This is a genomic window from Streptomyces sp. NPDC104202, from assembly GCF_055584185.1.
The window spans coordinates 58,487-82,240 of the sequence record NZ_JBVJMN010000019.1 but is presented as its reverse complement, the minus strand read 5'-3'; the positions used below and the strand labels follow the sequence as shown (position 1 = coordinate 82,240).

Genomic DNA, 23,754 nt, shown 5'->3' with positions numbered 1-23,754 from the left:
GGTCAGTAACCGCGGCCCCTGCCGTCCAGCCAGCGGTACTGGAGCTCGGGCCGCCCTATCTGCCCGTACTGCGGCGCCCGCACCGCCCGGCCCTCGGTGACCAGGTGCTCCAGGTACCGGCGGGCGGTGATCCGGGAGATCCCGACCGCCGTCCCGGCCTCCGCGGCCGTGAGCCCGGCCGGCGCGTCCCGCAGCGTGCGGGTGACCGACTCCAGGGTGGGGGCGCTCAGACCCTTGGGGAGCGTGGCCGGGTTCGGCGCCCGCAGCGCGGCGAGCGCCCGGTCCACCTCGTCCTGCCCGGACGCCTCCCCGGCCGCCGCCCGGAACTCGGCGTACCGCGCGAGCCGGTCCCTCAGCGTGGCGAAGGCGAACGGCTTCAGGACGTACTGGACGACCCCGAGCGAGACGCCCTCGCGGACGATCGCCAGGTCGCGCGCGGAGGTCACGGCGATCACGTCGGCCGTGTGCCCCGCCGCTCGCAGCGCCCGCAGCAGCTGGAGGCCGTGCCCGTCGGGCAGGTACAGGTCCAGCAGGATCAGGTCGACCGGCGTCCGGTCGAGGAGCCGCACGGCGGCGGCCCGCGAGTGGGCCACGCCGACGACGGTGAACCCCTCGACCCGCCCCGCGTACAGCGCGTGGGCGTCGGCCGCGACGGGATCGTCCTCGACGACCAGGACCCGCAGGGGAGCGGCGGTCACGCGGTCACCTCCGCGGCCGCGCGGTCCGCCGGGGCCGCCGGGCCCGGCAGCGGCAGCCGTACGGTGAACTCCGCGCCGCCGGCCGGGGCGTCGGCCACGGCCAGCGTGCCGGAGGCACGGGACACGGCCTGGCCGACCAGGGCGAGACCGAGGCCGCGGCCCGGGCCCCGGGTGGACCAGCCCCGGCCGAGGACGGCCTCCCGGTCGCCGGCGCGGACGCCGGGACCGTTGTCGCCGACGCGCAGGAGGAGTTCGCCGTCGCCGCTGCGGGCCGCGACGGTGACGGCGACCCGCGCGTGGGGGGTGCCGCCGACCGCCTCGACCGCGTTGTCGATGAGGTTGCCCAGGATCGTCACCAGGTCGCGCGAGGGCAGCGCGGCCGGCACCCGGCCGTCGTCGATGCGGCTGTCCTCGGTGAGGACCAGCTCGACGCCCCGCTCGTGGGCCTGGGCCGCCTTGCCGAGCAGCAGGGCGGCGAGGACGGGCTCGCCGACCGCCTCGACGACCCGGTCGGTGAGCGCCTGCGCGAGCTCCAGCTCGGCCGTGGCGAACTCCACGGCCTCCTCCACCCGCCCGAGTTCGATGAGCGAGACGACGGCGTGGAGCCGGTTCGCCGCCTCGTGGGCCTGGGAGCGCAGGGCCTCGGTGAAGCCCCGCTCGGAGTCCAGTTCGCCGGAGAGCGCCTGGAGTTCGGTGCGGTCCCTGAGGGTGACGACCGTGCCGCGCTGCTCCCCGCCCACCACCGGGCGGGTGTTGACGACGAGCACCCGGTCGGCCGTCAGGTGCGTCTCGTCGACGCGCGGCTCGGAGGAGAGCAGCGCCCCCGTCAGGGGGGCGGGCAGGCCGAGTTCGGCGGCGGGCCGGCCGACGACCGCGTCGTCCAGGCCGAGCAGTTCGCGGGCCCCGTCGTTGATCAGGGCGATCCGCCGCCGGCCGTCGAGCATCACGAGCCCTTCGCGGACCGCGTGCAGCGCGGCCTCGTGGTAGTCGTGCATCCGGCTCAGCTCCGCGGCGTTCATCCCGTGCGTGTGGCGGCGCAGCCGGGCGTTGACGACGTACGTCCCCGCGCCGCCGAGCGCGAGCGCCGCGCCGGCCATGCCGAGCAGCGCGGTCACCTGCTCCCGCACCTGCGCGCTGATCCGCTCGATGGTGATGCCGGCGCTGACCAGGGCGACGACCCGGCCGTCGTCCCAGACGGGCGCGATCGTCCGCACGGAGGGGCCGAGGACGCCGAGGTGGGTCTCGGAGTAGGTCCGGCCCGCCACCGCGGGCGCGATGTGACCGAGGTAGGTGCGGCCGATCTGCTCGGGCTCGGGGTGGGTCCAGCGGGTGCCGTCCGGCGCCATGATCACCACGAAGGCCACGTCCGCGTGCCGGCGGAGCGACTCCGTGTACGGCTGGAGGACGGCGGTCGGATCGGCGGAGCGTGCGGCGGCGGCCACGGCGGGGGAGTCGGCGACGGCCGCCGCGGTCGCCGTGGACTGGCGCCGGGCGGTCTCCTCCGCCTGCGCCCGGTCCGTGACGTACGCGAAGACCGCGCACCCCGCCACGACGACGGCCACCAGCACGACCTGCATGGCGAAGAGCTGGCCGGCCAGGCTGCGGGGACGGGGGAGGGGGAGACGCATGCGGGTAAGTGTGCACGGCCGGGCGGGCGGCGGGGCAGCCGCGTTCCCGAATCGTTCTCTTCCCGCTTGTCCGGGTTGTCCCCCGCCCGGCGCTCCGGCCGTGAACGAAACGCACGCAACCGTGACCCCGGTCACAGGCTGGTGGATAGTCGCGGAGTCCACCGGGACGTGGACACCCACCAGCACGAGGAGGACCCCGTGGCCGCACGCCGGGACCGTACCCACTATCTGTATCTGGCCGTCATCGGCGCCGTCCTGCTCGGCATCGCGGTCGGGTTCCTGGCGCCGGGCGTCGCCGTCGAGCTCAAGCCGCTGGGCACCGGCTTCGTCAACCTGATCAAGATGATGATCTCGCCGATCATCTTCTGCACGATCGTGCTGGGCGTCGGCTCGGTCAGGAAGGCCGCGAAGGTCGGCGCCGTCGGCGGCCTCGCCCTCGGCTACTTCCTCGTGATGTCGACCGTGGCGCTCGCGATCGGCCTGGTCGTCGGCAACCTCCTGGAGCCCGGCTCCGGCCTCCACCTGACCAAGGAGATCGCCGAGGCCGGCGCCAAGCAGGCCGAGGGCGCGAGCGAGTCCACGCCGGACTTCCTCCTCGGGATCATCCCGACCACGCTCGTCTCCGCCTTCACCGGCGGCGAGGTCCTCCAGACCCTCCTCGTGGCCCTGCTCGCCGGCTTCGCCCTGCAGGCGATGGGGGCGGCCGGGGAGCCGGTGCTGCGCGGGATCGGCCACATCCAGCGGCTCGTCTTCCGCATCCTCGGCATGATCATGTGGGCCGCCCCGGTCGGCGCGTTCGGCGCGATCGCCGCGGTCGTCGGCGCGACCGGCGCCGCCGCCCTCACGTCGCTCGCCGTCATCATGATCGGCTTCTACCTGACCTGCGGACTCTTCGTCTTCCTCGTCCTCGGGGCGCTGCTGCGGCTGGTCGCGGGCATCAACATCTGGTCCCTCCTGAAGTACCTCGGCCGGGAGTTCCTGCTGATCCTCTCCACCTCCTCCTCGGAGTCGGCGCTGCCCCGGCTCATCGCGAAGATGGAGCACCTGGGCGTCAGCAAGCCCGTCGTCGGCATCACCGTGCCGACCGGCTACTCCTTCAACCTCGACGGCACCGCGATCTACCTGACGATGGCCTCGCTCTTCACGGCCGAGGCGATGGGCGACCCGCTCTCGCTCGGCGAGCAGATCTCGCTGCTCGTCTTCATGATCATCGCCTCGAAGGGCGCGGCGGGTGTCACCGGCGCCGGACTCGCGACCCTCGCGGGCGGTCTCCAGTCGCACCGGCCCGAGCTCGTCGACGGGGTCGGCCTGATCGTCGGCATCGACCGCTTCATGAGCGAGGCGCGGGCCCTGACCAACTTCGCGGGCAACGCCGTCGCCACCGTCCTCGTCGGCACCTGGACGAAGGAGATCGACAAGGAGCGGGCCGCCGAGGTCCTCGCGGGGCGTGTCCCCTTCGACGAGCAGACCCTGCTCGACGACCACGCCCCCGCCGCCGTCCCGGACCAGCGGGCCGAGGGCGGCGAGGAGAAGGCGCGCGCGGGCGTCTGACGTACCCCGGGTCCCGGGCCTTGAGCCGGATCCGGGCCCCGGGAGAAGGGCGGCCCCCCGTGGGCCGCCCTTCTCATGCGCCGGCCCCCGCCCCCGCGCGGTCCGGCCCGGTCGCCGACGCGCGGTCCTGTCCGGCCGCCCCCGCGCGGTCCGGCCCGGTCGCGCCCGCCCCGTCCAGTGCCGCGAGCTCCGCGGGGTCCAGGACCAGCTCCGCCGCGCCCGCCGAGTCCCGTACCGTCTCCGGCCGGCTCGCCCCCGGGATCGGGAGCACGGTCTCCGCGCGGGCGAGCAGCCAGGCCAGCGCCACCCGCTGCGGGCTGACCCCGCGGGCCCGCGCCACCCGGTGGAAGGCGCCGAACTCCGGGTCCTCCTCCAGCGCGGACGCCCCGTCCAGGGAGGACCGGGAGATCCCGCCGAGCGGGCTCCACGGCAGGAAGGCGAGCCCCAGCTCCGCGCAGAGCCGCAGCTCCGCCTCGCCCTCCCGGACCGCGGGCGAGTAGCGGTTCTGCACGGAGACCAGCCGGTCGCCGAGGATCTCGCGGGCCAGCCGGATCTGCCCCGCGTCGACGTTCGAGACGCCCGCGAGCCGTACCGTGCCCGCGTCGAGCAACTCCCGCACCGCGCCCAGGGATTCGGCGTACGGGACGGCCGGGTCCGGCTTGTGGAGCTGGTAGAGGCCGATCGCGCCGCCGCCGAGCCGCCGCGCCGAGCCCTCCGCCGCCCGCCGCAGGTGCGCCGGCCGGCCGTCCACGGTCCAGCCGCCGTCCGCGGTCCGCCCCCGGCCCCCCTTCGTCGCCACCAGGACGCCGTCCGTGCCGCCGCCGTACGCGGCCAGGGCCCGCGCGACGAGGAGTTCGCCCTCGCCCGGCGCGCCGCCCGGCGGGTGGTAGGAGTCGGCGGTGTCCAGGAGCGTCACCCCCGCGTCGAGGGCCGCGTGCACGGTGGCGACGGCCCGGTCCCCGTCAGGGCGCCCCTCGATGGAGAGCGGCATCGTGCCGAACCCGATCGCCGAGACCCGTACGTCCCCCAGGGTCCGGTACCGCATCAGCGCACCGCCCCGACGGTCTCGGCGACGGCCCGCGGGAGCCAGTCCCGGGTGTGGCCGAAGGAGTAACCCAGCTCCTCCGCACGGGAGTTGTTCATGGCGTAGGAGCGGGCGAAGGAGAACGGCGAGACCTCGCCGACCTCCACCTCCGCGAAGACGGTCCGGCCGCCCACCCGCTTCTCGATCTCGGCGCACAGGTCGGCCGTGGTGAGCGGGCCGTGGGAGTGGGCGTTGACGGGCCCGGTGAACTCCGCCCCGACCGCCCAGGCGAGGAAGGCGGCGATCTCCTCCACGTACACGTACGTGGCCGGGTGGTTCACCACCGGCACCGCGATCGGCTCGCCCGCGCGGATGCGCCGCGCGTAGTGGTCGAGCCGGCCGGTGAAGTCGTCCGCGCCGCCCAGCACGTGGGCCACCCGCACCGACGCCCAGGCGAAGGGCGTGCCGGCCGCGAAGACCGCCTCGGCCTGTCGCTTGCCCTCCCCGTAGTGCGCGTCGCGGAACTCCGGGTCGTCCCACGCGAGGCCGGTGTCGACGGTGACCGTGCCGAGGTCGAGGGCCGACTCGGCGACGGGCAGGGGCGAGTCCTCGTACGCGTACACCTCCACCGTCGAGGTCATCACATAGCGCCGGGTGCGCGTCGCGAACACCCTCCGGGCGATCTCCGCCTGGCGCGGGGTGTAGCAGACCTGGTCCACGACGACGTCGAAGGAGCGCCCCGCGAGAACGGATTCGAGGGCGGCCTCGTCGTCGCGGTCGGCGACCAGCCGCTCGATCCCCTCCGGCGTTCCCGAAGAGCCCCGGTTGAGCACCGAGATCCGGTGTCCGGATTCCCGCAGCAGCGCGATGAGCCGCTTTCCGAAATAGCGGTTCCCGCCGATGACCAGAATGTCCATGAATCCCACTCCCTTGCTTCCTGCCTCCAGTGTTACGTTGTGCGACTGTCCGATGAAGGGGGAGACATGGGAGTCCGGGCCGTTCCGCCGAAAGAACCACGGCAGGCGCGCGCCGCCGCCGACGAAACACCGGCGGCCGCTTTCGACGCCATCGACCGGCAGATCCTGGACCTCCTGCAGACCGACGGCCGCATCAAGCTCAGCGAGCTCGGCCGCCGCGTCCGGCTCAGCCCCGCGGCCGTCACCGAACGGGTCCGCCGCCTGGAGGCGTACGGGGCGGTGACCGGCTACGGCGCCCACGTCTCCCCGGCCAGGCTCGGGTACGGCATCCAGGCGTTCATCCGGGTGAACCCGCACGGCGGTTACACCCTGAAGCACCCCCGCACCCTGGAACTCACCGCGCGCCCGGAGGTCCTGGAGGTGCACCACGTGGTCGGCGAGGACTGCTGGATCCTCAAGGTCGCCGTCACCGACACGATCCACCTGGAGGACGTCCTGGAGCAGACCTCGGCCCTCGGCCGGACCACGACCTCGATCGTCCTGTCGTCGCCGGTGGTCCGCAGACCCCTCCTGCCGCCCTCCTGAACCGTGCGGCCGGCGTGCCCCCGGCCCCTCCCGCCCGGCCCCTTGCCCTGACGCCGACGTCAAGCCCTACGGTCGGGGACATGCGCATCGGAGAGCTGGCCGAACGGGCCGGGACGACCACGCGGACCCTGCGGTACTACGAGTCCCGCGGCCTCCTGGCGCCCCGGCGCACGGAGCAGGGGTACCGCACCTACGACGAGGACGACCTGCGGCTCCTCCGGCAGATCAGGACCCTGCAGGACTTCGGGTTCGAGCTGGAGGAGACGCGGCCGTTCGTCGACTGCCTGCGCGCGGGCCATCCGGCGGGGGACGCCTGTCCCGCGTCCATCGCCGTCTACCGGCGGAAGGTCGCCGAGCTGGACGGGCTCATCGCGCAGCTCCGGGCGGTGCGCGACCAGGTGGACGCGCAGCTGCTGCGGGCCGAGGCGGAACTGCCGCACGGGCCGGAGCCCCGGTGCGCGCTCGACACGACGGCGGAACGGGAGACGGAGAGGTGACGGCGATGACGGCGTACGGCGAGGCGGTGGCCGAGGTCACGGACGAGGACTTCGGCACGGAGGTGCTCGGGGCGGGGGTGCCGGTCCTGGTGAAGTTCACCGCGGAGTGGTGCGGACCCTGCCGGCAGATGCGTCCGGTGCTCGGGGCGATCGCCGCCGAGGAGGCGGCGCGGCTGCGGATCGTGGAGATGGACGTGGACCGCAACCCCGGGACCGCGCTGCGGTACGGGGTCCTCGGGACCCCCACCCTCATGCTCTTCCGCGGCGGAGAGCCGGTGGCGTCCCTCGTCGGCGCCCGCCCGAAGCGGCGCCTTCTGGCGGAGCTGGAGGACGCGCTGGGCTGAGCCCCCGCACGGCTTTCCGGCGGAAGGACATACAGAAATGCCCCGACTAGAATTGACAGTCGGGGCATTGTGTCGCGTATATTCATGGATTCCGTGTCCGGACATGCAAAGGACGCGGAGAAGTTCAATAAACGCACTGTATCGCGCCGGGAGTCGAATTGTCAACCGAGGAATTTCGGAAAGAGCAGCAATTCATCACCGATCTGTACGCACGGCTCGACGACCTCCGGGACCAGGCCGAAGCCGCCGTCGAACGTGCCCTGCGCACGCCCGGAACGGGCGGCAACCAGGGCCGGCTGGAGAGGGACGTGCTGGTCGCCGAGCAGTCCGGCCTGCTCGCCGCGCTCAACGCCGGGGAGAGCGGGCTCTGCTTCGGACGGCTCGTCTTCCGGGACGGCCGCGACCACCACATCGGCCGGCTCGGCATCCGCGAGGACGACCCGAACCGCACCCCGCTCGTCGTCGACTGGCGGGCCGAGGTCGCCCGCCCCTTCTACCTCGCCACCGGGTACGCGCCGATGGGTCTCACCCGCCGCCGCCACCTCACCACCGTCGGCCGCACCGTGACCGCGCTCCACGACGAGGTGCTCGACCTCGCCGACGCCACCCGCACCGGCCACGAGAGCCGCGACGCCGACGAGGTGCTGCTCGCCGCGCTCGACGCCGCGCGCACGGGCCGGATGCACGACATCGTGCAGACCATCCAGGCCGAGCAGGACGCGATCATCCGCTCCCCGCACCGCGGGGTCCTCGTCGTCGAAGGCGGCCCCGGCACCGGCAAGACGGCCGTCGCCCTGCACCGCGCCGCGTACCTCCTCTACGCCCACCGCGAGCAGCTCGCCCGGCGCGCCGTCCTCATCGTCGGCCCCAACCCGGCCTTCCTCGGCTACATCGGCAACGTCCTGCCCTCCCTCGGCGAGACCGGCGTCCTCCTGGCCACCCCGGCCGAACTCTTCCCCGGCGTCCGCGCCACGGGCACCGACACCCCCCGGGTCGCCGCCGTCAAGGGCTCCGCCGCGATGGCCGACGCCCTCGCCGCCGCCGTGCGCGACCGCCAGCAGGTCCCCGAACGCGGCGAGCCGCTGGTCGTCCCGCACGACGACGGCGACCTCGTCATCGACTGGGACATGGCCCTGGAGGCCCGCCACAAGGCCCGTGAGACCGCCCTCCCGCACAACCTCGCCCGGCCCTACTTCGTCTTCCGCATCCTCGACGCGCTCGCCGAACAGCTCGCCGACCGCATCGGCGCCGACCCCTACGGCGGCCCCAACTTCCTCGGCCCCGACGACATCGCGCTGCTCGCCAAGGGCATCGCCGCCAACCCGGACGTGTACGCGGCGATCGCCACCCTCTGGCCCGCGCTCACCCCGCAGGACTTCCTCGCCGACTACCTCGCCGAGCCCACCCACCTTCCCGAGGCGGACGCGGCGGCGATCCGGCGCGACGGCGGGGCCTGGACCCCCGGCGACGTGCCCCTGCTCGACGAGGCCGCCGAACTCCTCGGCGAGGACGACTCCGCGGCCCGCGCCGCCGAGGAGGCCGAGCGGCAGAAGCAGATCCAGTACGCGCAGGGCGTCCTCGACGTCTCCTTCGCCTCGCGCACCTACGAGTTCGAGGACAAGGAGGAGCTCGACAAGGACGCCTCCGAGGTCCTCTCCGCCCACGACATCATCGACGCCGAGCGGTTCGCCGAGCGTCACGAGGAGGCCGACCACCGGACCGCCGCCGAACGCGCCGCCGCCGACCGCACCTGGGCCTTCGGGCACATCATCGTCGACGAGGCGCAGGAGCTGTCCGCGATGGCCTGGCGGCTCCTCATGCGGCGCAGCCCCAGCCGCTCCATGACCCTGGTCGGCGACCCCGCCCAGACCGGCGACCCGGCCGGGGTCGGCGCCTGGGAGAGCATCCTCGGTCCGTACGTCGAGGACCGGTGGGACCACGTACGGCTCGGCGTCAACTACCGCACGCCCGCCGAGATCATGGCCGTCGCCGCCGAGGTGCGGCGGGCCGCCGACCCGGGGTTCGAGCCGCCCCGCTCGGTGCGCTCCACCGGCGTGGAGCCCTGGGACCGGACGGTGGACGACCCGGTGAAGGAGGCCGCCGACGCGGTCGCCGCCGAGGCCCGCGCCGAGGGCCGGCTCGCCGTCATCGCCCCGCCGGCCCTCCACCCCGGGCTCGTCGCCGCGCTCCCGGAGGCATCCCACGGGCCGAAGCCCGACCTCACGCGGCCCGTCGTCCTGCTCGACCCCCGGCAGGCCAAGGGCCTGGAGTTCGACACCGTCCTGGTCGTCGACCCGGACGCCGTCCGGGCCGACGGCCCGCACGGCGTCAACGACCTGTACGTCGCGCTGACCCGGGCCACTCAGCGCCTGGGGATCATCCGCCCGTCCGGCGTCACGCCGGCCTGAGCCAGACCGTCGCCAGCGGCGGCAGCGTCATCCGCAGACTCGCGGAACGGCCGTGCCACGGCACCGACTCGGTCTTCACCGGGTCGGTGCCGACCACGTCCCCGCCGCCGTACCGCGACGCGTCCGTGTTCAGCACCTCCGACCACGCGGCGAAGGAGTCCGGCACCCCGAGCCGGTAGTCGTGGCGGACGACCGGCGAGAAGTTCGAGACGGCGAGCAGCGGCGAGCCGAAGGCGTCGTAGCGCAGGAAGGCGAAGACGTTGTCCTCGGCCGCGTCCCCGACGATCCACCGGAACCCCTCCGGCGAGGTGTCCCGCTCCCACAGCGACGGGGTCGCCGCGTAGACCGTGTTCAGGTCCCGCACGAGGTCCCGCACGCCCCGGTGGTCGGCCTCGGCCCCGTACGCGGGGTCGAGCAGCCACCAGTCCGGCCCGTGCTCCGCCGACCACTCCGCGCCCTGGGCGAACTCCTGGCCCATGTAGAGGAGTTGCTTGCCGGGGTGGGCCCACATGAAGCCCAGGTAGGCCCGGTGGTTCGCCCGCTGCTGCCACCAGTCGCCGGGCATCTTCGACACCAGCGACCGCTTGCCGTGCACGACCTCGTCGTGGGAGATCGGCAGGATGTAGTTCTCGCTGTACGCGTAGACCATCGAGAAGGTCATCTCGTGGTGGTGGTACTTGCGGTGCACCGGCTCCTTCCCGACGTAGCCGAGCGAGTCGTGCATCCAGCCCATGTTCCACTTCATGCCGAAGCCCAGACCGCCGAAGCCGCCCGGACCCACCTGGTCCGTCGCCCGCGTCACGCCGTCCCAGGCGGTCGACTCCTCGGCGAACGTCACGATCCCCGGGCAGCGCCGGTACACGGTCGCGTTCATCTCCTGGAGGAAGGCCACCGCGTCCAGGTTCTCCCGGCCGCCGAACTCGTTCGGCAGCCACTCTCCGTGCTCCCGCGAGTAGTCGAGGTAGAGCATCGAGGCCACCGCGTCCACCCGGAGCCCGTCGATGTGGAACTCCTGGCACCAGTAGACCGCGTTGGCCACCAGGAAGTTGCGGACCTCCTTGCGGCCGTAGTCGAACTCCAGGGTGCCCCAGTCCGGGTGGTGGGAGCGGCGCGGGTCCTCGTGCTCGTACAGCGGGCGGCCGTCGAACTCCGCGAGCGCCCAGTCGTCCTTGGGGAAGTGCGCCGGGACCCAGTCCATCAGGACGCCGATCCCGGCCCGGTGCAGCGCGTCCACCAGGTACCGGAAGTCGTCCGGGGTGCCCATCCGGGCCGTCGGCGCGTAGAAGCCGGTCACCTGGTAGCCCCAGGACCCGCTGAACGGGTGCTCGGCGACCGCCATGAACTCCACGTGCGTGAAGCCCAGGTCGCGCACGTAGGCCGGCAGCTGCTCTGCCAGCTCCCGGTACGAGAGGCCGGGGCGCCACGACGGCAGGTGCAGCTCGTACACCGACAGCGGCGCCTCGTGGTGCGGCCGGGCCCCGCGCCGCGCCATCCACTCCGCGTCGTCCCAGACGTGGTGCGCCTCGGTGACGATCGACGCCGTGTCCGGCGGGCACTCGGCGCGGCGGGCCATCGGGTCCGCCCGCACGGTGTGCGAGCCGTCGGGCCGGGTGATGTCGTACTTGTAGACGTCGCCCTCGCCGATCCCCGGCACGAACAGCTCCCACACGCCGGTGGAGCCCAGCGAGCGCATCGGCAGCGCCGTGCCGTCCCAGCAGGTGAACGCGCCGGTGACCCGGACGCCCCGGGCGTTCGGCGCCCACACCGCGAACCGGGTGCCGGCGACGCCCTCGTGGGTCATGACCCGCGAGCCGAGCGCCGTCCACAGCTCCTCGTGCCGGCCCTCGCCGATCAGGTGCAGGTCGAGCTCGCCCAGCGAGGGCAGGAAGCGGTACGGGTCCTCCACGACGAGCTCGTCCGCGCCCTCCTCGTACCGGACGCGCAGCTCGTAGGCCGGGACCTTCCGCAGCAGCGGCAGCAGACCGGAGAAGAGGCCGTCGCCCTCGGCGCGCAGCGGGACGCGGCGGCCCTTGGTCACGACCGTCACCTCCCGGGCGAACGGCCGCAGCACCCGGACCACCACGCCGCCGCGGACCGGGTGCGCGCCGAGGAGCGCGTGCGGGTCGTGGTGCTCGCCGGCCAGCAGCCGGGCCCGGTCGCCCGGGTCGAGCGGTGGCGCCTCGCGTACCGCGGTCCGGTCCGGCGCGGGCGTCTTCTTGGTGCGGGACGTCTTGCCTGCGGATCGGGCGGTCACCGGGAGCCTCCTGGGGGGCGGGGGGAACGGGGGTACGGATGGGCAACGCCGCGACGCGGCGCCGGGACACTCGGCCGAACGGGGCCCCTCCCCGTTCCCCCAGGCAGACGCCGCGGCGGACCGGTCCGCACCTGCTCCGAACGGGTCCGCCCGCCGGGGCGGGGAGGGGAGGCGGGGATCACGGGGCGGCGGCGAGGCGCTGGATGGCGGACATGGGGACGGGGAGCCAGTCGGGGCGGTGCCGGGCCTCGTAGACCACCTCGTAGACCGCCTTGTCGGTCTCGTAGGCGCGCAGCAGCGCGGGGTCGGTGCGCGGGTCGGCCCCCGCGGCCTCGGCGTATCCGGTGCAGAAGGCGGCCCGGCAGCGGGCCGCCCAGTCGGCGTTCCACGGGCGGTGGGTGCGGGCCGCGTAGTCGAAGGAGCGGAGCATGCCGGCGACGTCGCGGACGGTGGGCTGGACCCCGCGCCGCTCGTCGAGCGGCTTCGCCGGCTCGCCCTCGAAGTCGATGACCGCCCAGCCGCCGTCGGACCCGCGGAGGGTCTGCCCGAGGTGCAGGTCGCCGTGGATGCGCTGGAGGACGCCGGTGCCCGGCGCGCCGCTCGCCGCCGCGAACACCGCCCGCAGGCCGGGCACGTGGGGGAGGAGCGCGGGGACCGCCTGCGCCGCCGCGTGCAGCCGCCGGTCCATGGCGGCCGTCAGCTGCTCGGTCTCGGCCCGCTCCAGCCGCCGGGTGGGCAGCGCCTCGGCGAGGGCGAGGTGGACCTCGGCGGTGGCCCGGCCGAGGGCCCGCGCCTCGCCGGTGAACTCGCGGCCGTCGGCGAGCGCGTCGAGCGCGAGCCGCCAGCCGTCCCGGGAGTCGCGCAGATAGGGCTGGAGGACGCCGAGGGTCGAGGCGCCGGACTCGAACCAGGCGACCGGTGCCGGGACCCGCTCGCAGCCGGCCCGGCCGAGGGCCAGCGGGAGCTCCAGGTCGGGGTTGGCGCCGGGGCTGACCCGGCGGAAGATCTTGAGGATGAACCGGTCGCCGTAGACGATCGAGGAGTTGGACTGCTCGGCGTCGAGCATCCGGGGAGCGAGGGCGGCCGGCAGGGCCGCGGTGGCGTGGAAGCGCAGGGGGCCGGTCGGGCCGGGGGTGCGCAGCCGCTCGTAGAGGAGTCCGGCGAGCCGCGGGTCGCGCAGCCCTTCGTAGACGGCCCGTCCGGCGAGCGGCCCCTGGCGGATCCTGCCGATCAGGGCGGGGGCGAGACGGGGCGGCAGCTGGGTGCGGACGCCCAGGAGGAGCTGGTAGCAGTCGGCGGGCGTCCCGGCCGGGCGTCCCGGCTGTTCGACCCGTACGAGGAGGTGGAGGAGGCCGGGGCCCGTGCCGTCCAGGGGCAGCAGCTCGGTGGCCGCGTCCAGCGTGAATCCGGTGACCCGGCGGCCCTTGCCCGCGAACCAGCGCTGCCGGGGCAGCCATTCGTGGAGCAGGGGGGCGAGGGACGGAAGGAGGGCGTCCGGGGCCCGGGTGGTGGATGCGGTCTCCGGCATGGCATCGCGTCCTTTCCCCGGGGCGCGCAGTTGGGTTTCTTGTGCTTTCAAATGCGCAGAGTGTCCCGGATTGCGGCTGTGGCTGTCCGGATGTGCGGGACGTGTCGGAAAGGGAAGATCCGTACGGGTCCGCCAAGTGGGCCCGGATGGGCCTGAATCGCGGCCTCGAACGTGTGTGGGTCACAGTGCCCAGCGTGGGACGGGTGAAAACCGTCCCACCCCGGACGAATCAGAACCGACCTCCGGTCAGCCCTTCTTGAGACGGAACCAGTAGAAGCCGTGTCCCGCAAGGGTCAGGAGGTAGGGCAACTGGCCGATGGCCGGGAACCGCACCCCGCCGATCAGCTCCACCGGCCGGATGCCGTCGAAGCGCCGCAGGTCGAGCTCGGTCGGCTGCGCGAACCGCGAGAAGTTGTTCACGCAGAGGACCAGGTCGGCGTCCAGTCCCTCTTCGGGGGCGGTCTCGCGGAGGAAGGCGAGCACCGCCGGGTTGGACGCCGGGAGTTCCGTGTACGTCCCCGTGCCGAAGGCCCGGTTCTGCTTGCGGATCTCGATCATGCGCTTCGTCCAGTGCAGGAGCGAGGACGGGGAGGCCATCCCGGCCTCCACGTTCGTCACCTGGTAGCCGTGGACGGGGTCCATGATGGTCGGCAGGTAGAGCCGCCCGGGGTCGCAGGAGGAGAAGCCGGCGTTCCGGTCGGGCGTCCACTGCATCGGGGTCCTGACCCCGTCGCGGTCGCCCAGCCAGATGTTGTCGCCCATGCCGATCTCGTCGCCGTAGTAGAGCACCGGGGAGCCCGGCAGCGAGAAGAGCAGCGCGGTGAACAGCTCCATCTGGTTGCGGTCGTTGTCCAGGAGCGGGGCGAGACGGCGCCGGATGCCGATGTTGGCCCGCATCCGCGGGTCCTTGGCGTACTCGGCGTACATGTAGTCGCGCTCTTCGTCCGTGACCATCTCGAGGGTGAGCTCGTCGTGGTTGCGCAGGAAGATGCCCCACTGGCAGCCGGAGGGGATCTGCGGGGTCTTCGCCAGGATCTCGGAGACCGGGTGGCGCGACTCGCGCCGCACGGCCATGAAGATCCGCGGCATGACCGGGAAGTGGAAGGCCATGTGGCACTCGTCGCCGCCGGAGCGGAAGTCGCCGAAGTAGTCGACGACGTCCTCCGGCCACTGGTTCGCCTCGGCGAGCAGGACCGTGTCCGGGTAGTGGTCGTCGATCTCCTTGCGCACCCGCTTGAGGAAGGCGTGGGTGGCCGGGAGGTTCTCGCAGTTGGTGCCCTCCTGCTGGTACAGGTACGGCACCGCGTCGAGCCGGAAGCCGTCGATCCCGAGGTCCAGCCAGAACTTCAGCGCCGACAGGATCTCCTCCTGCACCGCCGGGTTCTCGTAGTTGAGGTCCGGCTGGTGCGAGAAGAACCGGTGCCAGTAGTACTGCTTGCGGACCGGGTCGAAGGTCCAGTTGGAGGTCTCCGTGTCGACGAAGATGATCCGGGCGTCCGCGTACTGCTTGTCGTCGTCGGCCCAGACGTAGTAGTCGGCGTACGGCCCCTCCGGGTCGCGCCGCGACTCCTGGAACCACGGGTGCTGGTCGCTCGTGTGGTTCATGACGAAGTCGATGACCACGCGCATCCCGCGCTGGTGCGCCGCGTCCACGAACTCGACGAAGTCGGCCAGGTCGCCGAACTCGGGGAGCACCGAGGTGTAGTCGGCGACGTCGTAGCCTCCGTCCCGCAGCGGGGACTTGAAGAACGGCGGCAGCCAGAGGCAGTCCACGCCCAGCCACTGGAGGTAGTCCAGCTTGGACGTGATGCCCTTGAGGTCGCCGACTCCGTCGCCGTTGCTGTCCTGGAAGGAGCGGACGAGGACCTCGTAGAAGACGGCCCGCTTGAACCAGTCGGGGTCGCGGTCCTTGGCGGGGGTGTCCTCGAAGGTGTCGGGGACGGGCTCGTTGACAGTCATGAGGTGGGTGACCCTCCGGTCTGCGGGGACGGTCGCAGGACGAGCACGTGCGCGGGCGTGACGCCCGGTTCCAGGCGCACGTAGGCGTTCCTGCCCCAGTGATAGGTCTCGCCGGTGAGCTCGTCGCGCACCGGCACGGTCTCGTGCCGGTCGAGGCCGAGTTCCGGCATGTTCAACGAGAGTGAAGCCTCCTGGGTGTGGTGCGGGTCGAGGTTGACGACCACCAGGACGATGTTCGAACCCGAGCGCTTCGAGTACGCGATCACCTGGGGGTTGTCCGTCCCGTGGAAGGACAGGTTCCGAAGGCGCCGGAGGGCCGGGTGACGGCGCCTGATCCGGTTGAGGGCGGTGATCAGCGGGGTGATCGTCGCCCCCGCCCGCTCCGCCGACTCCCAGTCACGCGGGCGGAGTTCGTACTTCTCCGAGTCGAGGTACTCCTCGCTGCCGTCCCGCAGCGGGGCGTTCTCGCACAGCTCGTACCCGGCGTACATGCCCCAGGACGGCGACAGCGTCGCGGCCAGCACCGCACGCGCCTCGAAGGCGGGCCGGCCGCCCTCCTGGAGGTAGGCGTGCAGGATGTCGGGGGTGTTGACGAAGAAGTTCGGCCGCATCTGCGCCGCCGTCTCCCCGGACAGCTCGGTCAGGTACTCGGTCAGCTCGTCCTTGGTGTTGCGCCAGGTGAAGTACGTGTACGACTGCTGGAAGCCGACCGCGCCCAGGGTCCGCATCATCGCCGGCCGGGTGAACGCCTCCGCCAGGAAGATCACGTCCGGATCGGTCCCGTTGACCTCGCCGATCACCCGCTCCCAGAACACCACCGGCTTGGTGTGCGGGTTGTCGACCCGGAAGATCCGGATGCCGTAGTCCATCCAGAACCGCAGCACCCGCACCGTCTCCGCGACGATCCCGTCCATGTCCCGGTCGAACGCGATCGGGTAGATGTCCTGGTACTTCTTCGGCGGGTTCTCCGCGTACGCGATCGAGCCGTCCGGACGGTGGTGGAACCACTCCGGGTGCTTCTCCACCCACGGGTGGTCGGGGGAGCACTGGAGCGCGAAGTCCAGCGCGATCTCCAGCCGCAGCTCCCGGGCCCGCGCCACGAAGGCGTCGAAGTCCTCGAAGGTGCCGAGGTCCGGGTGGAGGGCGTCGTGCCCGCCCTCCGGCGAGCCGATCGCCCACGGCACGCCCACGTCGTTCGGCGACGCCGACAGGGAGTTGTTCGGGCCCTTGCGGTGCGTCTCGCCGATCGGGTGCACCGGGGGCAGGTACACCACGTCGAAGCCCATCGCCGCGATCGCCGGCAGGCGTTCGGCCGCGGTGCGGAGGTTCCCCGGCACCGTGCGGCCGTCTTCCTTCCGCGCGCCCTCGGAGCGCGGGAAGAACTCGTACCAGGAGCCGAACAGGGCCCGCTCGCGCTCCACCTGGAGCGGCAACGCGGGCGAGGAGGACAGGAGTTCGCGCAGCGGGTGGCGCTCCAGGGACTCGACGACCCGGGGCGCGAGCGCCGCGGCGAGCCGGACGGCGGCCGGCCGGGAGGGGTCGCGCAGCGCGTCCGCCGCCGCGAGGACCGCCTCGCGCCCGCCGCCCTTCTTCGGGACGCCCTTCGCGGCCCGCTCGTGCAGCTCGGCCCCCTCGGCGAGGACCAGTTCGGAGTCGATCCCGGCCGGGATCTTGATCCGCGCCGTGTGGCGCCAGGTGGCCACGGGATCGCTCCACGCCTCGACGGTGTACGTCCACGGGCCCTCGGCGTCCGGGGTGACCTCGGCACCCCACCGGTCGGTGCCGGGGGCCAGTTCGCGCATCGGGGTCCAGGGGCCGGGGCGGCCGGAGGGGCCGCGCAGCACGACATTGGCGGCGACCGCGTCGTGGCCCTCGCGGAAGACGGTCGCCGTCACCTCGAAGGTCTCTCCGGCGACCGCCTTCGCGGGGCGACGGCCACAGTCGACCAGCGGGCGTACGTCCAGTACGGGAATGCGTCCCATGAGCGGATTCACAGCATCACCTGACGGGTTACGGGGGTGCGGGTGGTGGTGCGCTCTTTCTAGCTCCGTCGACGGCCGGCGGGTTGCGGGCATGGCCGCTCCTGTCCGCGTTCACTCGGATGGCGGGTCCACAGGGAGTACGGGGGTCCACGGTGTGTACGGGGGTCACGGGGGACGGTTTCGGGGGTGTACCGCAGGAGCCTTCCACCGTCCCCGGGCGGGCAATCCGGCGCTTTGTTAACTACTCGGGCGTAGCCGGACCTGCAAGCACCTGGGCCGGACAAGAAACGGGCCCCGCCTTTGTGGGGCGGGGCTCTGTTTCCGGCCGGACGTCCCGGAGGCCCCCGGGTGCCCCCGGGACGTCCGTGACGGGACGACACGGCGCGGTCGCCGCGGGCGCCGTGGGGCGCCGCGGGCGTCAGGCGTGCGGTGGGGCCTCCGGTTCCTCCGGGTCCGTCGCCCAGACCTGCCAGGGCTGGCGGGCCACCCACTCCTCCACCGGCGCCGGCCGGACCGCCAGCGAACCGGCCGGGCCGCCCTCGTCGCCCGCCATCAGCAGCGGATCGGCGCCGGTCGCCATGTGGTGGTAGATCCCGGCCACCCCGGCGGCCGTCTCGGGCCCCAGGAGCTGGGCGATCCCGTGCTCGAAGACGGCCGGATCCAGCTCCTCGTACCGCACGGCGCGCCCCAGGGCCCGGCCGAACGCCGTCGCCAGCTCGTCGCCCGTCAGGGACCGTTCGCCGCCGATGTCGAAGGTGCGGCCCTCCACGCCCTCCCGCGTCAGCGCCGCCAGCGCCGCCTCCGCCAGCCCCCGGTGCGACAGCCACGCCGTCCGCGCCGCCTCCGGCAGCGGATACGCCAGGACGCCCTCGTCGACCAGGGCCGGCCCGTTCCACGGCGAGAACAGGTTGTCCAGGTAGACCGGCGGCCTGATCACCACCAGCGGCACCCCGCTCTCCCGCAGCACCCGCTCCGCCAGCCGACGCGTCTCGAAGGCCGGCACCGCCGTCGGAGCCGCCGGTATCCGGGTGTTGGTGTTGAACACCAGCCGCAGCGTCCCCGCCGCCAGCGCGGCCTCGGCGACGTGCCGCGCGTACGCCTCCACCCGTCCGGCGTCGTATACCAGCGGCATCGTGACGAACGCGTGCGTCGTCCCCTCGAACAGCCGCCGCACCGCCGCCGGCGACCCCAGGTCGCCGGCGACGAAGACCGCTCCGGGCACCGGCGGCCGGTCGGCCTCCGGCCGCCGGGTCAGGGCCCGCACCCGGTGCTGTCGCTCGGCCAGGAGCCGGGTCACCGCACCGCCCTGGAAGCCGGTCGCGCCCACCACCGCCACCCGCATCGGAATCTCACTGGACATGTGTGTTCGAGGCCCTTCGATAGGCTGTCGCCGCTGTCGTGTCGGCGCCCTCCAGGCTCGCCGCGGCGGCTTCGGCCGTTCAATTAACAAACAGGGGCGGAAGTTGAAGGATCGTCCATGGATACCGTGGGAACCGACCGTCACGACCAGCGCGAGGACCTCCTCAGCGAACTCCTGAAACACCTCCGGCTCACCGGCGTCTTCGACAGCCGCTGGCACGTCCGCGCACCCTGGGCCATCGAGGGGGACACCGAGAGCGGCTGCGCCGTCCTCCACTACGTCGTCGAGGGCGACTGCTGGATCACCGGCGACGACGAGCCCCCCGTCCACCTGCGCGCCGGCGACCTCGCCGTCTTCCCCACCGGCACCGCGCACCGTCTCTCCGACCGGCCCGACCGGCGCGGCGTCCCGCTCCGGGCCGTCCTCCCCGCCCGGCACCCCGGCACCTCCGGCGAGATCGTCATCGACGGGTCCGGGGCCGAGAGCCGGCTCCTGTGCGCCGGACTCCGCTACGACGCCGGCGCCGCCACCGGCCTCTCCACCTCCCTGCCCCGCACCCTCGTCCTCGACCGGGCCCAGGTCGACCGGGAGCCGCTGCTCCGCGACACCCTGCGGCTGCTCGCCGCGCCCGACCGGCCCGCCGGTCCCGGCGACCGGCTCATCACCCTGCGCGCCTTCGAGATGGCGCTCGTCCTCGCGCTCCGCCCGCTGCTCCGCGACCTCGCCGGAAGCCCGGCCTCGCTGCCGCTGCTGCGCCACTCCGGCATCAGCCGCGCCGTCGTCGTCCTGGCCACCCGCTTCGCCGAACCCTGGACCATCGAGGCGGTCGCGCGGGAGGTCGGCATGTCCCGGTCCGCCTTCACCGCCGCCTTCCGGGCCCTGGTCGGCGAGTCGCCCGCCCGGTACCTCGCCGCCCGGCGCATGCAGGAGGCCGGACGGCTCCTCGCCGAGACCTCGCTGCCGCAGTCGGCCGTGCCCGCGCGGATCGGCTACCGGAGCGCCGTCGGCTTCCACCTCGCCTTCCGCAAGTGGTTCGGGGTGACCCCCGGCGAGTACCGCGCGGGCGAGGCGCGGGCCGCCTGAGCCGCCCGACCTGACATCTTCGGGCGCCGGCTGGACGGTTCTTAAGGAGCCCCGGCCGGACGCTCATTGTCCGGCCGGAACCCGCGGGGCAGGCTCGGGACGGCCCCGCGGCACGGTCCGGCGTCCGCCGCCACCGGCGAGGGGGCCGCAGAGGAGAGGAGCCGGTCCGTGCTCGGCGATCCGCGCCACCGCACCGAGGAGATCCGCGCCGCCGACCCGCTGGGCGCCGACGCGCTCCTCGCCGCGGTCCCCCGGATGAACGAGCGGGCCGACGCCGCCGCCCTCACGGTGGCGCTCCGCGCCCTCGTGCCCGACCCGGAGCGCGCCGCGCTGTGGAGCGTCGGGGGCGCGGCGGCGGCGATGCGGGACCTCGGCATCCTGCTGGGATCGCTGCGGCGGCACGGGACGCCGCCGCTCGCCGCGGTGCCGGAGGCGCTGCCGGTCCTGGAGATCCTGGCCCGCCGCACCGACATGGTGCCCCGCGACACCGTCCACCACTACACGGACTGGAACCCGGCCGGCCCGCGCCGCCGCTCGTACACCGGGCATCCGGCGGAGGCGCGGGTCCAGGAGGCCGGCCGCGCCGTCCTCCCCGTCCTGTCCGCGACGCTCGACGACTGCGCCCTGGTGACCCGGCTCGCACCGGACGACGCGCGCTTCGCGTGCGCCCTGGACCGGATCGCCCGGCGGCTGCGCACCACCGCCGACGCCATGGAGCGGACCGTCGCGGAGGTCTCGCCCGAGTACGTCGCCCTCACCCTGCGCCCGTACCTCGCCGAGGTCGAGGTGGGAGACCGCGCCCATCCCGGCCCGGCCGCCGTCACGCTGCCGCTCTGGCCGGTCGACCTGGCGCTGTGGGCCTGCGACCGCGCCGACCCGGCGCACGACGCCGTCCTCGCCGAGGAGGTGCCCTACGCCCTGCCGGCCTGGCGGGAGTTCCACGCCCGCCACCGCGACGGGGTGTCGGCGGTGACCAGGCTGGCGGTGTCCGGCGGGACGGGCCCGGCCCGGCCGGCCGCCGAGGCACTCGCCCGCGTGCTGCGGATCCTCACCGGGCTACGGGCCCGCCACCTCGGCGTCGTCCGCCGGGCGCCCCGCCCCGAGACGCCTCGGTCCCCGGCCGCGCTGCTCCGCACGGTCCTGGACCTGACCGAGGAGAACCGCACCATGCTGCGCCGCGCGACCCACCACCGCGCCGCCGCCGGGGTGGCCGCCCGCTGAGGGACGGGGGCGGTCCGGGCGGGCGCGGGGCGCCCCCGTGCGCCGTGGCGGCACGGCCGCCGGGTGACCTAGCGTCGGCGGCACGCCGGACGCACAGCGTGGTGCGCCCGCTCCGCTCCGTACTCGCCTGCGAAGGTGGACAACGTGAAGGCAATCCGTCGATTCACCGTGCGTCCCGTCCTCCCCGACACCCTTCGACCCCTCGCCGACCTCGCGCACAACCTGCGCTGGTCCTGGCACGAGCCCACCCGGGCGCTCTTCGACTCCCTCGCCCCCGACGGGCCGGCCGGCGCCGACCCCGTGCGGATCCTCGGCGCCCTGGAGGCCCCCCGGCTCGCCGCGCTCGCCGCCGACCCGGAGTTCCTGGCCCGGCTGCGGACCGCCGCCGAGGATCTCGACGACTATCTGCGCGCCCCCCGCTGGTACCAGGGCCGGTCCGGGGACGCCCCCGCCGCCCTCGCCTACTTCTCGCCCGAGTTCGGCGTCGCCGCCGCCCTGCCCCAGTACTCCGGCGGGCTCGGCATCCTCGCCGGCGACCACCTCAAGGCCGCCAGCGACCTCGGCGTCCCGCTGATCGGCGTCGGCCTGCTCTACCGCCACGGCTACTTCCGCCAGTCCCTCGGCCGCGACGGCTGGCAGCAGGAGCAGTACCCCGTCCTCGACCCCGGCGAGCTGCCGGTGCACCTGCTGCGGGAGGCTGACGGCGACCCGGCCCGGATCACCCTCGCGCTGCCCGGCGGCCGCAGCCTGCACGCCCACCTGTGGATCGCGCGGGTCGGCCGGGTGCCGCTGCTCATGCTCGACTCCGACGTCGAGGAGAACGCCCCCGGCGAACGCGGCGTCACCGACCGGCTGTACGGCGGGGGCAGCGAGCACCGGCTGCTCCAGGAGATGCTGCTCGGCATCGGCGGCGTCCGCGCCGTCCGCACCTACTGCCGGCTCACCGGCACCCCCGCCCCCGAGGTCTTCCACAGCAACGAGGGCCACGCCGGTTTCCTCGGCCTCGAACGCATCCGCGAACTCCAGGGCGAGGGACTGGACTTCGACAGCGCCCTGGAGACCGTCCGGGCCGGGACCGTGTTCACCACCCACACCCCGGTCCCCGCCGGCATCGACCGCTTCGACCGGAGCCTGGTCGCCCGCCACCTCGGCGAGGACGGCGCGCTCCCGGGCGTCGACACCGGCCGGGTCCTCGCCCTCGGCGACGAGACCCCGCTCGGCGGCGACCCCGGCGTCTTCAACATGGCCGCCATGGGCCTGCGGCTCGCCCAGCGGGCCAACGGCGTCTCCACCCTCCACGGGGCCGTCAGCCGGGCCATGTTCGCCGGGCTCTGGCCGGGCTTCGACGCCGAGGAGGTGCCGATCGGCTCGATCACCAACGGCGTCCACGCGCCCACCTGGGTCGCGCCCGAGGTCGGGCGGCTCGGTGACGCCCCCACCGACCGCGAGCTGTGGGAGCTGCGCCGCACCCTGCGGGAACGGCTGGTCACGGACGTACGGGAGCGGCTGCGGGCCTCCTGGCGGCAGCGCGGCGCCGCCGCCGCCGAACTCGGCTGGACCGACGCCGTCCTCGACCCCGACGTCCTCACCATCGGTTTCGCCCGCCGCGTCCCCTCGTACAAGCGGCTCACCCTGATGCTGCGCGACAAGGACCGGCTGCGGTCGCTGCTGCTCCACCCCGAGCGCCCCGTGCAGCTCGTCGTCGCCGGGAAGGCGCACCCCGCCGACGACGGCGGGAAGCGGCTCGTCCAGGAGCTCGTCCGGTTCGCCGACGACCCGCGGGTCCGGCACCGGATCGTCTTCCTGCCCGACTACGGCATGGAGATGGCCCGCGGCCTCTACCCGGGCTGCGACGTCTGGCTCAACAACCCGCTGCGGCCCCTGGAGGCGTGCGGCACCAGCGGCATGAAGGCCGCCCTCAACGGCTGCCTCAACCTCTCCGTACTCGACGGCTGGTGGGACGAGTGGTTCGAGCCGGACTTCGGCTGGGCCATCCCGACCGCCGACGGGGCGGCCGCCGAGGACGAGGACCGGCGTGACGACCTGGAGGCCGCCGCGCTCTACGAGCTGATCGAACGCCGGGTCGCCCCCCGTTTCTACGACCGGGGTCCCGACGGCGTGCCGGCCGGCTGGACGGCGATGGTCCGGCGCACCCTCGCCGACCTCGGCCCGAAGGTCCTCGCCGACCGGATGGTCCGCGAGTACGTCGAGCGGCTGTACATCCCCGCCGGCGCGGCCCGCCGGGCGCTCACCCCGGACCGGGCGCGGGACCTCGCCGCGTGGAAGGCGCGGGTCCGGGAGGGCTGGCCGCGGGTGGCCGTCGACCACGTCGAGGTCGGCGACGGGCTCGCCGACGACCTCGCGGACGCGGAGCTCGGCGCCACCCCGGTCGTCCGCGTCCGGGTCGCGCTCGGCCCCCTCGGCCCCGACGACGTCGAGGTGCAGGCCGTCACCGGCCGGGTCGACGCCGACGACACCCTGACCGCCGCCCGGACCGTCACCCTCAAGCCGGCCGGCGGTCCCGACCTGGAGGGCCGGCTGCCCTACGCGGGCACCCTGGAACTCGACCGGACCGGCTCCTTCGGCTGCACGGTCCGCGTCCTGCCCGCGCACCCGCTCCTCGCCCACCCCGCCGAACCGGGCCTCGTCGCCCTCCCGGCGGAGGCGAAGGCGGAGGGCGCCGGCGTCCTCCTGCGGTAGGCGCGGGCGGGAGGA

Annotated in this window: 17 protein-coding genes; 8 read left to right on the top strand and 9 right to left on the bottom strand. The window is 74.0% G+C overall.

Going from position 1 to position 23,754, the window contains the following annotated elements:
• Positions 1-2: 2 nt before the first annotated feature.
• Both ACZ60W_RS15280 and ACZ60W_RS15275 read right to left on the bottom strand, forming a co-directional pair.
• Positions 3-698, bottom strand: a complete 696-nt coding sequence (locus ACZ60W_RS15280; protein WP_469755789.1) for a response regulator — start codon at positions 696-698, stop codon at positions 3-5.
• Positions 695-2,326 (bottom strand): sensor histidine kinase, encoded by a 1,632-nt coding sequence (locus tag ACZ60W_RS15275; protein WP_469755788.1) that lies wholly within the window; start codon positions 2,324-2,326, stop codon positions 695-697. The genes ACZ60W_RS15280 and ACZ60W_RS15275 overlap by 4 nt, the downstream gene beginning before the upstream one ends.
• Positions 2,327-2,524: 198 nt before the next feature.
• Here ACZ60W_RS15275 and ACZ60W_RS15270 point away from each other — a divergent pair, with 198 nt between their 5' ends.
• Positions 2,525-3,877 carry a cation:dicarboxylate symporter family transporter gene (locus tag ACZ60W_RS15270; protein WP_469755787.1) on the top strand — a complete coding sequence of 451 codons (1,353 nt, stop codon included), beginning with the start codon at positions 2,525-2,527 and terminating at the stop codon, positions 3,875-3,877.
• A 73-nt stretch (positions 3,878-3,950) separates the two neighbouring features.
• Here ACZ60W_RS15270 and ACZ60W_RS15265 read toward each other — a convergent pair whose 3' ends face one another.
• Positions 3,951-4,922, bottom strand: coding sequence for an aldo/keto reductase (locus ACZ60W_RS15265; protein WP_469755786.1), 972 nt, complete (start codon positions 4,920-4,922; stop codon positions 3,951-3,953).
• The gene (locus ACZ60W_RS15260) at positions 4,922-5,818 is read right to left on the bottom strand and encodes an NAD-dependent epimerase/dehydratase family protein (protein ID WP_469755785.1); all 897 of its coding nucleotides are present in this window, start codon (positions 5,816-5,818) and stop codon (positions 4,922-4,924) included. Before ACZ60W_RS15260 ends, ACZ60W_RS15265 begins: the two co-directional genes overlap by 1 nt.
• Before the next feature lie 66 nt (positions 5,819-5,884).
• Here ACZ60W_RS15260 and ACZ60W_RS15255 point away from each other — a divergent pair, with 66 nt between their 5' ends.
• The 4 genes from ACZ60W_RS15255 (at position 5,885) to ACZ60W_RS15240 (ending at position 9,652) form a co-directional block, all read left to right on the top strand.
• Positions 5,885-6,403, top strand: a complete 519-nt coding sequence (locus ACZ60W_RS15255) for an Lrp/AsnC family transcriptional regulator (protein WP_469755784.1) — start codon at positions 5,885-5,887, stop codon at positions 6,401-6,403.
• Between the two features lie 80 nt (positions 6,404-6,483).
• The gene (locus ACZ60W_RS15250; protein ID WP_469755783.1) at positions 6,484-6,900 is read left to right on the top strand and encodes a MerR family transcriptional regulator; all 417 of its coding nucleotides are present in this window, start codon (positions 6,484-6,486) and stop codon (positions 6,898-6,900) included.
• A gap of 5 nt (positions 6,901-6,905) precedes the next feature.
• The gene (locus tag ACZ60W_RS15245) at positions 6,906-7,244 is read left to right on the top strand and encodes a thioredoxin family protein (protein ID WP_469755782.1); all 339 of its coding nucleotides are present in this window, start codon (positions 6,906-6,908) and stop codon (positions 7,242-7,244) included.
• Positions 7,245-7,402: 158 nt separating this feature from the next.
• Positions 7,403-9,652: a HelD family protein gene (locus tag ACZ60W_RS15240; protein WP_469755781.1), complete on the top strand. Its 2,250-nt coding sequence runs from the start codon at positions 7,403-7,405 to the stop codon at positions 9,650-9,652.
• Here ACZ60W_RS15240 and glgB read toward each other — a convergent pair.
• The 5 genes from glgB to ACZ60W_RS15215 all read right to left on the bottom strand — a co-directional run bounded on the left by glgB (position 9,639) and on the right by ACZ60W_RS15215 (position 18,735).
• On the bottom strand, positions 9,639-11,906 hold the full coding sequence (gene glgB / locus ACZ60W_RS15235; RefSeq protein WP_469755780.1) for a 1,4-alpha-glucan branching enzyme: 2,268 nt from the start codon (positions 11,904-11,906) through the stop codon (positions 9,639-9,641). The two genes, ACZ60W_RS15240 and glgB, sit on opposite strands and share 14 nt — an antisense overlap.
• A gap of 178 nt (positions 11,907-12,084) precedes the next feature.
• Positions 12,085-13,434 carry a maltokinase N-terminal cap-like domain-containing protein gene (locus tag ACZ60W_RS15230; protein ID WP_469755779.1) on the bottom strand — a complete coding sequence of 450 codons (1,350 nt, stop codon included), beginning with the start codon at positions 13,432-13,434 and terminating at the stop codon, positions 12,085-12,087.
• Positions 13,435-13,680: 246 nt separating this feature from the next.
• Positions 13,681-15,393 (bottom strand): maltose alpha-D-glucosyltransferase, encoded by a 1,713-nt coding sequence (gene treS, locus ACZ60W_RS15225; RefSeq protein WP_469755778.1) that lies wholly within the window; start codon positions 15,391-15,393, stop codon positions 13,681-13,683.
• Entirely contained in the window at positions 15,390-17,375 is a 1,986-nt protein-coding gene (locus ACZ60W_RS15220; protein WP_469755777.1) for an alpha-1,4-glucan--maltose-1-phosphate maltosyltransferase, read from the bottom strand. Before ACZ60W_RS15220 ends, treS begins: the two co-directional genes overlap by 4 nt.
• A 418-nt stretch (positions 17,376-17,793) precedes the next feature.
• Positions 17,794-18,735, bottom strand: a complete 942-nt coding sequence (locus ACZ60W_RS15215; protein ID WP_469755776.1) for an SDR family oxidoreductase — start codon at positions 18,733-18,735, stop codon at positions 17,794-17,796.
• A gap of 117 nt (positions 18,736-18,852) precedes the next feature.
• Here ACZ60W_RS15215 and ACZ60W_RS15210 point away from each other — a divergent pair, with 117 nt between their 5' ends.
• From ACZ60W_RS15210 to glgP, 3 genes are all read left to right on the top strand, one after another.
• The gene (locus ACZ60W_RS15210; protein WP_469755775.1) at positions 18,853-19,818 is read left to right on the top strand and encodes an AraC family transcriptional regulator; all 966 of its coding nucleotides are present in this window, start codon (positions 18,853-18,855) and stop codon (positions 19,816-19,818) included.
• Positions 19,819-19,986: 168 nt separating this feature from the next.
• Complete coding sequence (locus ACZ60W_RS15205; RefSeq protein WP_469755774.1) at positions 19,987-21,039, top strand: monodechloroaminopyrrolnitrin synthase PrnB family protein; 1,053 nt, start codon at positions 19,987-19,989, stop codon at positions 21,037-21,039.
• Positions 21,040-21,183: 144 nt separating this feature from the next.
• On the top strand, positions 21,184-23,739 hold the full coding sequence (gene glgP, locus ACZ60W_RS15200; protein WP_469755773.1) for an alpha-glucan family phosphorylase: 2,556 nt from the start codon (positions 21,184-21,186) through the stop codon (positions 23,737-23,739).
• The last annotated feature ends 15 nt before the right edge of the window (positions 23,740-23,754 follow it).

Excerpts from the sequence above, each read along its gene's own strand:
- ACZ60W_RS15275 (WP_469755788.1), bottom strand. The coding sequence starts at position 2,326 with ATGCGTCTCCCCCTCCCCCGTCCCCGCAGCCTGGCCGGCCAGCTCTTC.
- ACZ60W_RS15265 (WP_469755786.1), bottom strand. The coding sequence starts at position 4,922 with ATGCGGTACCGGACCCTGGGGGACGTACGGGTCTCGGCGATCGGGTTC.
- ACZ60W_RS15260 (WP_469755785.1), bottom strand. The coding sequence starts at position 5,818 with ATGGACATTCTGGTCATCGGCGGGAACCGCTATTTCGGAAAGCGGCTC.
- ACZ60W_RS15255 (WP_469755784.1), top strand. The coding sequence starts at position 5,885 with ATGGGAGTCCGGGCCGTTCCGCCGAAAGAACCACGGCAGGCGCGCGCC.
- ACZ60W_RS15250 (WP_469755783.1), top strand. The coding sequence starts at position 6,484 with ATGCGCATCGGAGAGCTGGCCGAACGGGCCGGGACGACCACGCGGACC.
- ACZ60W_RS15245 (WP_469755782.1), top strand. The coding sequence starts at position 6,906 with ATGACGGCGTACGGCGAGGCGGTGGCCGAGGTCACGGACGAGGACTTC.
- ACZ60W_RS15230 (WP_469755779.1), bottom strand. The coding sequence starts at position 13,434 with ATGCCGGAGACCGCATCCACCACCCGGGCCCCGGACGCCCTCCTTCCG.
- treS (WP_469755778.1), bottom strand. The coding sequence starts at position 15,393 with ATGACTGTCAACGAGCCCGTCCCCGACACCTTCGAGGACACCCCCGCC.
- ACZ60W_RS15220 (WP_469755777.1), bottom strand. The coding sequence starts at position 17,375 with ATGGGACGCATTCCCGTACTGGACGTACGCCCGCTGGTCGACTGTGGC.
- ACZ60W_RS15215 (WP_469755776.1), bottom strand. The coding sequence starts at position 18,735 with ATGTCCAGTGAGATTCCGATGCGGGTGGCGGTGGTGGGCGCGACCGGC.
- ACZ60W_RS15210 (WP_469755775.1), top strand. The coding sequence starts at position 18,853 with ATGGATACCGTGGGAACCGACCGTCACGACCAGCGCGAGGACCTCCTC.